At 55.3% G+C, this 14372-nt stretch carries 12 protein-coding genes; 6 read left to right on the forward strand and 6 right to left on the reverse strand.

From position 1 onward, the window contains the following. Nucleotides 1-54: 54 nt before the first annotated feature. From CCALI_RS05640 to CCALI_RS05650, 3 genes are read right to left on the reverse strand one after another with little or no spacing between them, the layout of a single operon-like run. The gene (locus CCALI_RS05640) at nt 55-1278 is read right to left on the reverse strand and encodes a baeRF10 domain-containing protein (RefSeq protein WP_016482508.1); all 1224 of its coding nucleotides are present in this window, start codon (nt 1276-1278) and stop codon (nt 55-57) included. Between the two features lie 29 nt (nt 1279-1307). Then, nucleotides 1308-2054 carry an RNA polymerase sigma factor gene (locus CCALI_RS05645; RefSeq protein ID WP_016482509.1) on the reverse strand — a complete coding sequence of 249 codons (747 nt, stop codon included), beginning with the start codon at nt 2052-2054 and terminating at the stop codon, nt 1308-1310. Next, nucleotides 2051-4816, reverse strand: a complete 2766-nt coding sequence (locus CCALI_RS05650) for an ATP-dependent Clp protease ATP-binding subunit (protein ID WP_016482510.1) — start codon at nt 4814-4816, stop codon at nt 2051-2053. Before CCALI_RS05650 ends, CCALI_RS05645 begins: the two co-directional genes overlap by 4 nt. A 312-nt stretch (nt 4817-5128) precedes the next feature. Here CCALI_RS05650 and fliJ point away from each other — a divergent pair, with 312 nt between their 5' ends. The 3 genes from fliJ to CCALI_RS05665 are packed head-to-tail and all read left to right on the forward strand — an operon-like array spanning nt 5129 to nt 6868. Then, nucleotides 5129-5611: a flagellar export protein FliJ gene (gene fliJ, locus CCALI_RS05655; protein WP_016482511.1), complete on the forward strand. Its 483-nt coding sequence runs from the start codon at nt 5129-5131 to the stop codon at nt 5609-5611. Nucleotides 5612-5614: 3 nt separating this feature from the next. Continuing rightward, on the forward strand, nt 5615-6232 hold the full coding sequence (locus CCALI_RS05660) for a lytic transglycosylase domain-containing protein (protein WP_016482512.1): 618 nt from the start codon (nt 5615-5617) through the stop codon (nt 6230-6232). A 42-nt stretch (nt 6233-6274) separates the two neighbouring features. Next, nucleotides 6275-6868, forward strand: a complete 594-nt coding sequence (locus CCALI_RS05665; RefSeq protein WP_016482513.1) for a MotE family protein — start codon at nt 6275-6277, stop codon at nt 6866-6868. Nucleotides 6869-7031: 163 nt separating this feature from the next. Here the strand turns inward: CCALI_RS05665 and CCALI_RS05670 are convergent, their stop codons facing one another. Next, entirely contained in the window at nt 7032-7415 is a 384-nt protein-coding gene (locus tag CCALI_RS05670) for a glyoxalase superfamily protein (RefSeq protein WP_016482514.1), read from the reverse strand. Between the two features lie 316 nt (nt 7416-7731). Here CCALI_RS05670 and xylA point away from each other — a divergent pair, with 316 nt between their 5' ends. Next, on the forward strand, nt 7732-8898 hold the full coding sequence (gene xylA / locus CCALI_RS05675; protein ID WP_016482515.1) for a xylose isomerase: 1167 nt from the start codon (nt 7732-7734) through the stop codon (nt 8896-8898). A gap of 77 nt (nt 8899-8975) precedes the next feature. Here xylA and CCALI_RS05680 read toward each other — a convergent pair whose 3' ends face one another. After that, the gene (locus CCALI_RS05680; RefSeq protein ID WP_016482516.1) at nt 8976-10796 is read right to left on the reverse strand and encodes a hypothetical protein; all 1821 of its coding nucleotides are present in this window, start codon (nt 10794-10796) and stop codon (nt 8976-8978) included. A gap of 274 nt (nt 10797-11070) precedes the next feature. On the opposite strand from CCALI_RS05680, the gene CCALI_RS05685 reads away from it, so the two are divergent. Beyond that, a complete protein-coding gene (locus CCALI_RS05685) occupies nt 11071-12126 on the forward strand; it encodes a Gfo/Idh/MocA family protein (protein ID WP_016482517.1) in 1056 nt (351 codons plus the stop codon). Here CCALI_RS05685 and dusB read toward each other — a convergent pair. Beyond that, nucleotides 12104-13114: a tRNA dihydrouridine synthase DusB gene (gene dusB / locus CCALI_RS05690; protein WP_016482518.1), complete on the reverse strand. Its 1011-nt coding sequence runs from the start codon at nt 13112-13114 to the stop codon at nt 12104-12106. The two genes, CCALI_RS05685 and dusB, sit on opposite strands and share 23 nt — an antisense overlap. A 248-nt stretch (nt 13115-13362) precedes the next feature. Here dusB and CCALI_RS05695 point away from each other — a divergent pair, with 248 nt between their 5' ends. Continuing rightward, nucleotides 13363-14370, forward strand: a complete 1008-nt coding sequence (locus tag CCALI_RS05695; protein WP_016482519.1) for a zinc-dependent alcohol dehydrogenase family protein — start codon at nt 13363-13365, stop codon at nt 14368-14370. Nucleotides 14371-14372: the final 2 nt, after the last annotated feature.

Here is a 14372-nt window from a genome sequence, read left to right on the forward strand (position 1 = left end):
AATAACCTATTTTGTACAGCGGCTCGATTAGTTGGCTGTAAGATACCCCAGATGCTAGGCGTTTTGTGATAGCTCGGAGGCACTTGGTTCTAGTCGAAACCGGAGAAAGGCCCCCACACCTCCATCCCGCGCGAAATGCTCTTGCTTAGATACTACCTCTACGCGTCCGGCATGGACAAGAGTCTCCTCCACCAGTTCGTCTTCGAGATCGAGCACATCTTCGTTCATCGTCTCACCGCAAAAGACACATCTCCCTAGAGCCGTCCATAGCCCACCACAGTAGCCACATCGGTAGCCTTTACGCTGTACATCCGCATCAAGCACCAAAGTCTCTACCTCGCCAAAATACAGCGAGCGTAGTGTGCCCTCCACACCAACCACTGCGTAGCCATCGGCCTGCCACTCTTCGTAAAGTGTCTCTAACAGTTTCCGTTCGTAGGCCTGTCGCAAATCCGCCTCTACCGCCAAAACGGTGTCCCGTAGCTGCTCGAAAGAAGTATCGGCGGGCAGATCGAGATCGCGCACCCACAAAGCTCGCAGCTCATTAGGTAGGCAATGGCGAAAATCCTCGAAAAGTTTCGAGTCGCCCCCAACGAGAATCTGCGATACCGGCCACTGGCGAAAAATCTCACGCATATTGGCAGCAACATGTTTTAGATGGCGACGAACATACTCTCCTACAAATCGTTCCACCCGTCGCTCCATCAGACCGCACCAACCACCTCCACGCAACCGGCGAGGCCATTCGTCACGCACCGCATGAAGCTCCTCGATCTCTCCAAGCCGACTTCCGAATATGCGCCCTTCGGTGCCGCTGATCAACACGATCCCCGTGCGTGGGTAGTCGTCCACTAAACGCACTGCGGGTAGGATCAACGGATCGTAGTTCCATTCAAAACGTGAAGAAACCGGCCTTGGCAGAGGATAGTGACGCCACCAATTTCTGCCGGCACAGGAAAAGATCGCCAGCCCCATGCATCCGCCACGCGGAATAAAGGCGTCCAAAAACTCGCGACATCGTCTGATGTCTTCACGAGCGGCCTCACGCACCTCATGAGGCAATCGGGGCCACTGCTCTTCTAGGACGATGTTCGCTTCATGAAGCAGCGAATGCCCCCGACTACGAAAGGTTTTTACCTCTTCTTGGGGCTGGGTAGCCACGTAGAGGCTTAATAGCAGATAGGGCGCAGTCTGTAGCTGTATAAGGCTTTGCACATCGCGGTCTACTAACGAGATGCCGGAAGGCGTTTGAACAGTAGCAAGTATCGTTTCCGCCATTCTGTTGTTCCTCCTTTCTCCAGTTTGATTTAGGCACTTTTCGCCTCCGCCAGAGTACGAGCTTGCGCCATCCACTTCTCTTTTGTCCGCGCGCTCGGAGTCTCATGCATACGGAAAAGCTGCCCTGGTAACTTCACCTCCACCCATCCATCCCGCACTAACGCGGAAGCGAGTTGTGCCCTTGCAAACGCTACCCACCTTCGCACCCTATTAGGAGTTGTCTCCAGCAGAGCGGCCACCTCTTTGTAGCTCATCCCTTCCACATCATGATAGAGCAACGCCAGAGCGGGTCCGGTGGGTAACCGGCTCAACTGATGCTCTAGATAACGCTGAAACTCGTGTCGCTCCACGATCTCTTCTGGTAGCGGTCCGGGGGCTGGAAGTAGATCTAGCAGACGGCGACGGGTCTCATCAAAAGCTTCATCTATATCCCGCACCCGCAACGGTTCCTCCAACGAGCGCACCACATAACGATGCTCCACTCGCCTACGTCGTACCTCCTCCTCCACCACTCGATAGGCGATGGCGCAAAGCCATGGATAGAGCCGTGTTTCCGGCAGATGGGAGGATTTAAGCGCGCGGGCGACCGTCTCAATAACCAGGTCTTCCGGTTCCAGCTCACGTGGCCTCAGATCGCCGAGCGCCTCATGGTAGCGCAAGTGTCGTCGAATACATTGGCGCAAACGCGGCAGAAGGGCTTCTAGCCGTTTTTCGAGGCCGCGACGAGATTCGTCGCGGCTCTCATTTGCCTGAATCAGATCGATCTGCTGGCTCATCCTCTTGCCTCCGAGGGATTGGCTTCAACGGTCGCCTCGGCCTCTGTCGTTGGAGTAACTGCCTCCTCCATCTTCTCGATAACGACCTGATCGTGCTCTTTGTCGTAGCGCACCAGTGCCGAATCACCTTCTAGCAACTCTCCCTTTAGGAGCGCTGCCGCAACACGCGTTTCGACTTCAGAGCGGATACGGCGCTTCAGCTCGCGTGCGCCGAACTCCGGTTGATAGCCGACCTCCGCGAGATGTTCGAGCAGCGTATCGTCGAACTGAAGGTTGATTCCCTGCCCACGGGCCGTACGGCGTACACGCTCAAGCTGCAATCGCACGATGTCCTTGATCTGCTCCTGTGTAAGCGCATGAAAGACGATCACCTCATCAATGCGATTAAGGAACTCCGGTCGGAAGTGGCGCCGAAGTATCTCCATTAACGCATTTTTAAGCTGATTATAGTCCTTACGCTGGTGTTCGGGCAGATGGAGATTCTGCTGGATAATATCCGATCCGAGGTTGCTCGTGGCGATGATAATCGTGTTAGTAAAGTCTACCACGCGCCCCTTGCCGTCGGTAAGGCGTCCTTCATCGAACACCTGCAGCAGCACATTGTAGACATCGGGATGCGCCTTTTCGATCTCATCGAGCAAGATGACACTGTAGGGACGGCGCCGTACCCGCTCTGTCAGCTGGCCACCCTCCTCGTAACCTACGTAGCCTGGAGGGGCTCCGATAAGGCGCGCAACCGTATGGCGCTCCATATACTCACTCATATCTATGCGGATAACGGCATCCTCATCACCGAAAACAGCCCATGCTAATGCTTTGGCCAGCTCCGTCTTTCCGACACCAGTGGGCCCTAAGAAGAGGAAGGTAGCAATGGGACGGCCTCCCTCTTTCAGACCAGCTCGAGATAGACGCACGGCGTCGCTTACCGCACGAATGGCCTCCTCCTGTCCAACGACTCTCTCGTGCAGCTTCTCTTCGAGCTTAAGCAGCTTGTTGCGCTCCTCTTCCGTGAGTTCTGCCACCGGAATACCGGTAAGGTTCGAGATGATCTCGGCGATATGCTCTGCGCGTACCTCTACCGAGCCTGAGGCCACAGCCTTCTTCCAACGCTCCGTGCGCTCCGCCAGCTCCTGCTCTTTCTGTTTGATCTTCTCGCCAAGCTCCTGCGCTTTCTCGAACTGTTTGCGAGAGGAGGCGTAATCCTGCTCCCGCCTCAGCTGCTGCAGCTCAGACTCCAGCTCCAATACTTCGGCCGGTCGCGACGTGGAGGCGATGCGCACGCGTGCTGCAGCCTGGTCAATAAGGTCTATGGCTTTATCGGGCAGATAACGCCCGCGAATATAGCGGTCGGAAAGCTCTGCCGCAGCCACAATGGCCTCATCCGTAATACGCACCTTGTGGTGCGCTTCGAAGCGATCGCGTAGCCCACGCAAGATGTTGATGGTCTGCTCTACTGTGGGTTCAGCGATGAATACCGGCTGGAAACGTCGTTCAAGTGCTGCGTCTTTTTCGATATACTTCTGATACTCGTTGAGAGTGGTAGCGCCGATCAGATGCAGTTCGCCTCGCGCGAGCGCCGGTTTAAACACGTTGGCGATATCCACCCCACCCTCACCAGAAGTGGAACCGGCACCAACGATGGTATGGAGCTCATCAATGAAAAGGATGATCTCGTTAGAGTGCGCGGTGATCTCATCGAGCACCTGCTTGATGCGCTCCTCAAACTCGCCGCGGTATTTCGAACCGGCAATAAGGGAGTTTACGTTCAGCTCCACCAAGCGTTTATCGCGCAAAACCTCCGGCACCTCATGGTTGACGATGCGCTGCGCAAGTCCCTCTACGATAGCGGTTTTCCCCACACCAGGCTCACCGATGAGCACCGGATTGTTCTTCTTGCGCCGAGCTAGGATCTCGATGGTGGTTTCGATCTCTTTAGAGCGGCCGATCACGGGGTCGAGCTTGCCTTGGCGAGCCAATTGGGTAAGATCACGCGAATACTTATCGAGATGAGGCGTGTTGCTGGGGGCCTCTACCTTGCCCTCCTCTGCGCCCTGCCCTACAATCTTCACCGTCTGCTGACGGAGCGCTTGTGGGGTTAGACCGTATTTGCGCAGTAGGTCACTTGCGATGCCATCCTGCTCCATCAGAAGCCCTATGAGCAGATGCTCCGGCCCCACATAGCTGTGGCCAAGCTCTTGGGAGGCGATGAAGGCCTGCTCTAAGGCACTTTTAACGCGAGGAGAAACGCCAAGTTCCTTGCCCTCATACGGCTTTTCGTTGCGGGGGGCGTTATGCTCCAAGTATCCCTTTACATCAGCTGGGGAGATGCGGAACTGTTTAAAGATGGCCTGAGCCACCTCATTATCCGCAAGCACGTAGAGCAGATGCTCTGTATCCACCTCGGACTGGCCCCACTCGGCAGCCTTTTCGGCGGCCTCCTGCAACAACTCTTTGGTCTGCTCGCTGAAATAGCGGGAGATGTCCACCGCGTTGCGCTCACCGGAAGACGGTGTAGGCATTCGCCCTCCGAGAGACCAGCCCTCTTCTGGAGAGCGCAAGGAGCTTAGAATGTCTTCGAACTCCTCAAACAGTCCACGACCGAAAAGCGACTCGAAAGGGGAATAGGAGCGTTGTTCGCGCTGCCGAAACCGCATATAGTCGGCTTCACAGAGGTTCATATAGGTTTCACGACCGTCACGTCGAACGCGTACCCGCACCGTGGCCGGTCGAATCCCGCATACATCGCACAGTCTTGTCGCCATTGTTTTCTCCCTCCTATGATGCTGGCAAACAGTCTATCTCTCTGGTAGGAGCGCACGCAGTTACCTAAAGAAAACACCTACTTGTATGCTTTCGAAGCCTACGAGGTTGGCGAGTGTGTGAGATGGAGCGAGAAGCAGCAAACTATCTGAGGTTCTGTATCTTGAAACGGTCCCCTTTTCTTTTCTGCTCGGAAAGACCGTTCCAACACACCTCCATCCTAATTTTACGCAATAAGCCGACCGATAATTCTAAAACGAGGCTGTTTTTAGCTCTATTTTTCTGAACCGGCCTTTGTACCATCTCTTTACAGCATGCGACGCTTTACGTTCCGCTTACAGACCGTTTTAAACTACCGTCATACGATAGAGCAGCTGCGCGAGCAGGAGTTTACCGCCGCTCAAGGGCGGCTTGTGCTCGTTCAAGCCCACTTAGCGCAACTGCGTGCCGAATTCCAGCAAACGCTAGCGCTGCGTCCTGGAGCCCTTCCTGGCGAGCGTTTTGATGCGGCCTCCATTGCCGACAGAGAGCGATACCTCCAAACGCTTCAGACGGCCATCGAAGAGCAGCAGCGCAGGCTGGATGCCGCCCAGATCGTGGTGGAGGAGAAGCGGACGGCCCTTGTAGAAGCGCGTCGTGCCCGTGAGGTGGTCGAACAGCTTTACAACAAGGAGCTGGCCAACTACAAGTTGCAGCTCCTTCAACTGGAACAGAAGATGATGGATGATCTCGCTACTACGCGACACCATCTTCCCCATCCCCTCTCACCGCCAATACACCAGGAGGAGGCTGCCTAAACCATGATGAGCCATTTAGAGGCCACTCTGGCCCGTATCCAGCAGATCGAAAGCCGTTTACAGATGCTTACCAATCCTCCCATAACATCGGCAGCAGCTTCGGCACCAGATCCGAACACCCTTTCGGGCATGATGTCTTCAACGGATTCGCCCCCAACATCAATCGCCCCGTTTCCTTTAACTTTACAGGCCGCTCTTACCAATTCATCCACCACAGCGCCCCATTTCGCCCCCTACATCGAGGGGCTCATCAACAAATATGCGGCTCTTAACGGCCTCTCTCCTAACCTCGTTCGTGCGGTTATCGCCCAAGAATCGGACGGTAACCCAAAAGAGGTGTCCAATAAGGGAGCGATGGGCCTGATGCAGCTTATGCCGGAAGAGGTGCAGGAGTTCGGCGTTACCGATCCTTTTGACCCCGAGCAGAACATTGCTGCCGGAACGCGGCTTTTGGCGGGTCTGCTTCGCAAATTTAACGGTAGTCTGCCTTTAGCTCTTGCGGCCTACAATGCGGGTGCCCACGCGGTACAGAAGTACAACGGCATTCCGCCTTATCCAGAGACACAGAACTATGTGCGACGTATTCTCGGCATGTTGGGTCAACAACCCCCTAGCCCTTAGCAATGAACCCGCTTCAGCGGTTATGGAAGGAGTGAAGTCTGAATGAAGAAGTGGTGGCCGATTCTTGTGTTGTTTAGTCTGCTCTGTCTTGCATTAGGCGCAGCCTTTGGGTTGGCCAAAATAGGCGTGTTGCCGGCGAGAAAGTGGGCCGGTGAAAAGGGCGCTCTTGGCACGGTGGCGCGGCTTTCAGGCTTTCGACCGCTGAAAAAGCCGGTAGCCAAAACGGTAGCCGCGGGGCCACCCCTCACTGCAGAGCAGCTTGCTCAACAGCAGCGGGTTTTGCAGGCGGAGCAACGCGCTTTTGAGCAAGAACGCGCTGCATGGGAGCAGCAGAAGCAGAAGGCGCAGCAGGCGCCTCCGGCCACCCCACTCCCATCGCTCGATCCGGCTCAGATGGCGCGCTTAGCCGAAATCTACAGCAAGATGGATGCCCCAAAAGTGAACCAGATCCTTGATAAGCTTCCTGAGAGCGAGGTCGTGCTGCTTCTGCAGCAGATGGACGAGCGCAAAGTGGCCTCCATTTTAGAGGGTATGGCACCGGCCAAAGCGGCCCGGATTACCGGTGAGTTGGCACACACTCCGCTCCAGTCGGCCTCCAACAGCGGGGTCAACGGCCTATCTTCCCAAAACGAGTAACCTTTGGATTGCAATACGAATCCAACACATACTGTTTGCCTTTAACGCCCTCAAAATCAGTGATGTATCTTACGGCCTCCATACGCTTTCCAACGTGATTCGAGAGGGCGCCGATAATAGATACGACCACACTGCACTGGAACTCATGTTTGCGCCGGGATGCTCAGTTACCTGAGAGATGGTTCGGCGACGGCTCCATAAAACGCAGCTTATTTCCATCGGGGTCTTGCACCGTCATACAGAGAAACCCTAATTCGTCATTGGGAGCCTCACACACAAAAGCTCCCCGCTCCTGAAGCTCCTCATAGAGAGCGGCCACATCTTCTACCACAAAATGGACGAGACCGCCCGGCTCACAATCTCCCTTATGTTGGGTTAAATAGATCTGCATTCCATCACGATGGATGGACATGAATACCGGGAAGTGCGGCTCGAAACGATGCTCCCACTCCACGGAAAAGCCGAGCTTTTCAACATAGTACGCCTTGCTTACCGCATCATCGGTGATGCGAAGCGCGGGAATAACACGTTGTTTGGGTAAGGACATCTCTTCCTCCGAAAGGTTCGCTTAAAGACTTGCTAGCGCTCTTCCAGTGCTGTACAAGTGGCGCTATGGCCACCTGTATATCAACGGTATTATGCAAGCCAATACGCAAATCAACTCTGTAAGCATTTTAGCATAAGACAGAATAGTCTGCAAGATCAGCCGAAGCGTTGCTTTGTGGCCGGGCAGCCGAATATTCCGTAACGTTTCTAAAAGCTAAGCAGGAGAACGTTGCAGATACCACGAATCTTTTATGAGAAAATCCCTTCGACGGAAAGGAGAGAAACCCTGGCCATTCTGCCGGGTAGAGTAGGTAAAGATGAGCGACTATACCCCTCAAAAACATCATAAATTCACTTTCGGGCTTTGGACAGTCGGCAACGTGGGACGCGATCCCTTTGGCAACGCTGTCCGAGAGCCTCTCGCGCCCACCTATATTGTAAAAAAACTGAGCGAGCTAGGCGCCTATGGCGTTAATCTGCACGACAACGACCTGGTGCCCATAGATGCCACAGCAGCCGAGCGCGACCGCATTGTGGCCGAATTCAAAAAGGCTCTCGACGATTATGGCATGCGGGTGCCCATGGCCACCACCAACCTCTTCTATGACCCTGTGTTTAAAGACGGTGCCTTCACCTCCAACGACCCGAAGGTACGCGCTTATGCGCTGCAAAAAACGATGCGCGCCATGGATCTCGGTGCTGAACTGGGCGCCGAGGTCTACGTGTTTTGGGGCGGCCGAGAAGGCGTGGAGACCGACGCGAGCAAAGACCCGCGCGAGGCACTGAAGCGCTATCGGGAGTGCTTGAACTTCTTGGCCGAATACGACATTGAGAAGGGTTACAACTTCAAATTCGCCATAGAGCCGAAACCAAACGAACCGCGTGGTGACATCTATCTTCCGGTGGTGGGAGCGGCACTTGGTTTTATTGCCACCCTCAACCGGCCCGAAAAGTTCGGTCTCAACCCGGAATATGCCCATGAGACCATGGCAGGTCTCAACTTCGTTCACGCCGTTGCCCAGGCCATTGATGCGGGCAAACTATTCCATATAGACTTAAACGGCCAGAAAATCGGGCGTTATGACCAAGACTATCGGTTCGGTGCAGAGGATCTAAAGACCAACTTTTTCTTGGTAAAGCTGTTAGAGGAGAGTGGCTATGAGGGCATGCGCCACTTTGATGCCCACGCCTATCGCACCGAAGACGAAGAGGGAGTGTGGGACTTCGCACGGGGCTGCATGCGAACCTATCTCATTCTTAAAGAGAAAGCGGAACGATTCAACGCGGACCCCGAAATTCAAGGCCTGCTTCATGAGCTGAACACCGATTCGGAGGGCATCGGCGGCCTTATCCGCTCCTACTCACCGAGCAATGCCCAACGCATTATGGAGATGCAGTTCGACCGTGCCGCCCTCGGAAAGCGTGGCTATGCTTACGAGAAGCTCGACCAGCTTACCATGGAGATACTGCTAGGCGTCCGTTAGAGCTAAAGTTAAATGCTAAGGATAAGGCCCTGCTTCCTTTAGAAGCAGGGCCTACCTATTTTTGAAGGCAATAGGCGCTATTCCGAGTCGGACGCCGTTCGCGTGGTGCGACGCCGCACAGTTGTTACGTTCACAGGTTTGGGAGGTTGATTCTGTAACGCCTTCACGAGATCGACTAGACCAAAACCGTTAGGCAACAGCACAAAACGCTTGCCTTCGCGCGCGCAGATGTCGGCCACCCCACGCCACTCTTTGCGGCTATAACGTAGGCTTAGGGCCACGATGTCGGTCTGTTGAATATCATGCTCGAAATGGCTGAGCAGCGTGGAAGGGCGCATCTCAGGCCAGTTCAACTCGGCAAGCTCCAGGGCCTCCTGAATTTGGCGCCGATTCTCCTCCCGTGGCAACCCGCCGATAAGGGTAAGGCGTTTTCCGCGGGTTTCGGCACGTACGGCCTCTAGTTCCTCTGCGGACAGCTCTTGAGCGGAGTTCAGAGTGGACTCTTCGTAGTCCGAGTTAATGCGTCTATCCCACTCCATGCTCGCTTCACGCAGCACTTCGCGCAAGCGGGGATCGCTCTCTAGGAAGGAGACCCAGGGTGCAAGAGCATCGCGCAGGCGCTGATCCAGTGCGGAAACCCCTATGCTTTGGCAACGTAGCAGAGCCTCATGCAGCTGTGCCTCATCCTGTTCCGGATCGGAGCCGAAATTGGGGTCGGAGACAAGTGCCACGAGGTTATCCACCACGGCGGCACGACGCGTGGCAGCCTCTACCGGAATGCGAGCCTGCTCCCAAGCGCTTTCGAGGCGCGATGCCTTATCCACCAGTTCGGCCATAGGCACCCGAGGACGCAAGCTGAATAGATAGCATTGCGATTCGCGTGCCCAAGCGCGTAGGTTGTCAAAGAGAATCTGCTGGTAAGGATCGCGGGCGCCCACCCGGAAGAGCATGCGATTGAACTTTTGTTGCGTGGCCGCTACGGCTTCGGCCAGCGGCTGTAGGTCGGAGACGGTAAGCTGATGATTATGGGCCATCCACCACTCGTAAGCCTCTTGGGCACGCGCCGTCTCCTCCTGACGTTCAGCCAGCTCCGCCCACTGATTGGGCAGGGGGCGTGGCTCCAGATCGTAGTCGAAGGCCACACAGTACTCTTTATCCCCGGCCTCTTCAAGCAGCTGCTGTATCTCCTTACGCAGCTCGGTTACCTCGGTTACCTCGGTGTCGCCAGCCTCCTCCTCCAGTTTCCGCATGCGGAAGGCCATGGCTCGAAGACGCATGACATTGGGAATGTTTAGCTCTCCGTTCTCCTTCTGAAGCGGGAACCGCTCTTTCCAAACTTTAAGGTCCTCACGCATCTGAGCTGCTTCCGCTTCGATCTCTATCAAGGGGCGTGAGGGATGTCGTGGAACACGGGCGGCCACAAAGGCAGAAGAGGCCGGGCGCCCCTCTGTGCGGGCCAACGGTGTAAAGGGACGTGGTGAAAACTCCGCCCGCTCGCGGAAGAGGTTGTTCCCTTGTTCAGACGGCAAAGAGTAGGGTTTTGGCGTGTGAGGCAGCGCCGAGAGCGCCGCTCCATCGGTGACCTGTGAAAGCGCATCGAGCAGCTCTTTCGTAGCCATCTGATATTGCAAAAGCTCGTTGTAGAGATCGTTGTCCTCAACCGCGCGCGCTGTGGCGAGCAGCCGAGTCAGACGATCGTGCGCCGAAAGCAAAAAGTTGGCTCTTTGCTGGGCATACTGAGCCAAACGCGACTGTACCTGAGCGCAGTAGGCCTCAAAGGCCTCAGGAGTGCGCAGAGGTGAGGGCGTCGTCGGCTCGCTTGCATCCTGTGGTTCAGGCGTACGGGCGGTTGCTACGGCCAGCGAAGGCTCCTGGAACTCAACATCGAAGTCAGACATGGATCGGAAACTCCTCAAAAGCGTGAATTAACTGTGCTACGTTATTCAGAAACAAACTTTCAGAAAATAGGTCATACGAACACCATCTTCTATATTCTAGCACGGCTGCGCACAAGATGTAAAGAGAAAATAGCACCGACCCATAAAAACCGGTTTTTTGCTTAGCGAAGCGAGGCAGGAACCCCGCCCACGAAAAGCTAACAACAAGATACCAAAGGTTTGTGCAGTGAGAAACAATACACCTTTTTCAGAAAAAAGCGTTTAGGAGAAACCGATGTCTCAAAAATATCGCTATGCCATTATCGGTACAGGGTTCCCCCATGGTTCGCCAGGGGCTACCGGCTTCGGAATGGCTCACTTCCATTATCCAGCCTTCGCCTCTACCGGAAAAGTAGAGCTAGTGGCCATTGCCGAGCCGAACACATCGGCCGCACAAGCTTTTATAGAGAAGCACCACATCACCCCCAAAATCTACGCGGACTATCGTGCCATGCTAACGCACGAACAGCCCAACATCGTCAGCATCTGCACATGGCCACACCTTCATGCGGAGATGGTTATGGCCGCCGCCGAAGCTGGTGTGCGTGCCATCCACTGCGAGAAACCTATGGCGATCACTTGGGGGGATTGCAAAAAAATGAAGGCCACCGCAGATGCCCACGGCGCTAAACTTACCTTTAACCACCAACGCCGACATCTGCTTGTGTTTCAAGCCGTGCGCGATGCCATAGCACGGGGCGATATTGGTGAGCTGGTGCAGATAGAAGCGCAGTGTCCAAATCTCTTCGACTGGGGCACACACTGGTTGGATATGCTGTTTTTCTATAACCAGGAAACCCCAGCGGAATGGGTGATCGGCCAAATAGATAGCCGCCAAGAGCGACGCATTTTTGGGGCCTATCACGAAGAACAAGGGTTATGCCATTTCAAATGGAAAAACGGGGTGCGAGGCTGGATGGTCACCGGCTATGAAGCAGGCATCGGCTGCACCCACCGCTTGGTGGGTAAAGAGGGGATCATCGAGGTGCTCTCGGAACGCAAATATCGCATTACTGGCAAAACGACATGGGAGGAGAGGGAGTTTGCACAGGAGCCTTTTGATGAACACCGTCGAAGTGCCGCCGATGTTGTTCAGCAGCTCGAAGACTCAACCCACCGTGCACTGCTTTCGGCCGACTTCGCCCTTCAATCCACTGAAGTCATCTTTGCTACCTACTACAGTAGCAAGATTCGAGGGCGCGTCGATCTGCCTCTTGCTTACGAAGGGAACGCCCTGCTCGATATGGTGGAGACCGGTGAGGTGGGGCCTAAGCGGGCACACATGCTGTGAGTTCGGCGTGAAATAGCTCTTCGATAAGCCTCTGAACCTCTTCGATGGTGTTGGCGTGACTTATCCTTTCACGAAAACGTGAGGCATAGGGGAATCCACGAAAATAGAGCGGTAGCTGCCCCCGGAGGTGTCGCACGGCCGGCCCTTCTCCCATACTTTGCGCAAGATCGCGAAGATGAGAGAGGGCGGCCTCGGCCCGCTCTTGAAGCGTAGGAGGGGGCAGCAGCTCACCGGTGCGAAGAAAATGAGCGATATCGCGTAAAATCCAGGGATTGCCTATCGCCGCACGCCCCACCATAACGCCGTCGCAACCCGTCTCTTCCAGCAGGCGTGCCGCCGCCTGTGGAGAGTTCACGTCGCCATTGCCAATAACCGGTATCGAGAGAAGCGCCTTCATTTGACGAATAAGTGCCCAGTCGACTGCCCCCTCGTGCCCTTGAACGGCGAAGCGCGCATGAAGCGTTAGCGCTTGAATGCCAAGCTCCTCAAAACGTTTTGCCAGCTTCGCCGTAGCAAAGTCGCCATACTGCCATCCTGGGCGCGTTTTTACGGTCACCGGTACCGACACGGCCTTTACAACCGCCTCCACTACTCGGCAAGCCGTATCCGGATCACGAATAAGAGCGGCGCCTGCACCCGTCTTGCACACTTTGGGCACCCAACAGCCCATGTTGATATCAAGAATATCGGCCCCCATATCTACCGCAATACGGGCGGCTTCCGCCATGATGGCCGGATCGGCCCCAAATATCTGTACCGCCACTGGGCGCTGATCGGGAGTGATATCGAACATGGTCAGGGTTTTCGCGCTGCCATAATGAAGAGCGGTAGTCGAAATGAACTCCGTGACGACGAGGCCAGGACCCCCGATGCGTTTGGCAAGCCGACGAAAAGCTCCATTCGTTACATCTGCCATAGGCGCCAGAATCACCGGGGGCGAGATCCACAGATTTCCCACCCGAAATCCCTCATATCCTCTCTGTTGCATGAGCGTATGCCTCTCCATCCAAATAGACTTGTACGTTTACAGCACCGCCTATTTCAGCAAGAAGGAGGAACTTTGGCGGGAAATAGGCGCCGATCCGTTGGTCACTGTCCGGCGCTTTGGGGTAGATTTTTATTATTCCTTTTTCATCGTGCCGCACGCCACACCGAAATAGATGCATCTCTGCCAAAATGGTACATACAAACGAGAGTCCTCACTCCAAAAACCGAGGCGAACAGGGAGGTTGTAGAATGCGCGCCATGGTCCTTACGAAACCGGGGCCGGTAGAGGATCTGCCCCTGCAGTTGCAGGAACTGCCTAAGCCGAAACCACACTCCGGAGAGGTTGTCATTCGGGTTGAAGTATGCGGGGTTTGCCGTACAGATCTTCACGTGGTGGAAGGGGAGCTGCCACCTCACAAATTGCCCATTATTCCAGGTCACGAGGTCATAGGCACGATAGAGTACCGCGGTCCCGAAGCCACACGATTTCCAATTGGCGCTCGCGTTGGGGTGGCTTGGCTTCATGCAAGCTGCGGGAAGTGCACCTACTGTAAACGCGGAGACGAAAACCTTTGCGATAGTCCCACATTCACCGGCTACGATGCGGACGGTGGGTATGCAGAATATGTGGTGGCACCGGAAGCGTTTATCTATCCTATCCCTCCAGGAGTCTCCTCGCGTGAGGCTGCCCCCTTTCTCTGCGCCGGCATTATCGGCTATCGTGCCCTGCGACGCAGCAACCTTCGCCCCGGCGAGCCGCTAGGCCTTTACGGGTTTGGGGCGTCAGCTCACATTGTTATTCAGATCGCTCGCTATTGGGACTGCCCAGTCTACGTATGCACTCGTGATGAAAAACATCGAGAGCTGGCCCGCCAGCTAGGAGCCGTTTGGGTAGGCTCAACAGAGGAACGGCCTCCAGTGAAACTGCGCAGCAGCATTCTGTTTGCACCCGCCGGTGAACTGGTTCCTATTGCGCTCTCTGCTCTCGATAAGGGAGGCACTCTCGCGTTAGCCGGTATCTACATGACCCGCATCCCCTCTATGGACTATGAAAAGCACCTCTTCTACGAACGCAATCTGCGCAGCGTCACCGCGAATACCCGCCAGGATGGTAAAGAGCTACTGCACCTTGCCGAGACCGTTCCACTCCACACCCACACCCAAGAGTTTCCTTTGGAGGCCGCCAACGAGGCTTTACAAGCGTTGAAGCAGGATCGTATCAACGGAGCGGCAGTACTCCGCGTGGCCTCTAGTTAAGA

This window comes from Chthonomonas calidirosea T49, from assembly GCF_000427095.1.
In the GTDB taxonomy this organism is placed as follows: Bacteria; Armatimonadota; Chthonomonadetes; order Chthonomonadales; family Chthonomonadaceae; genus Chthonomonas; species Chthonomonas calidirosea.